Genomic DNA, 217 nt, shown 5'->3' with positions numbered 1-217 from the left:
TGTGGCCGATCACCCTCTCAGGTCGGCTACGTATCGTTGCCTTGGTGAGCCGTTACCTCACCAACTAGCTAATACGGCGCGGGTCCATCTATAAGTGACAGCAAAGCCACCTTTCACTGTAGAACCATGCGGTTCAACATGTTATCCGGCATTAGCCCCGGTTTCCCGGAGTTATTCCAGTCTTATAGGTAAGTTACCCACGTGTTACTCACCCGTC

General features: G+C 52.1%; 1 rRNA gene. It reads right to left on the bottom strand.

Going from position 1 to position 217, the window contains the following annotated elements:
- Positions 1-216: ribosomal RNA gene (locus APS80_RS10380) — 16S ribosomal RNA — on the bottom strand; the annotation flags it as partial.
- Position 217 lies beyond the last annotated feature (1 nt).

It is taken from the genome of Staphylococcus auricularis (assembly GCF_001500315.1).
Taxonomy (GTDB): Bacteria; Bacillota; Bacilli; order Staphylococcales; family Staphylococcaceae; genus Staphylococcus; species Staphylococcus auricularis.
Note: the sequence above shows the minus strand (reverse complement) of the source record. Positions and strands in the feature narration are given on the sequence as shown.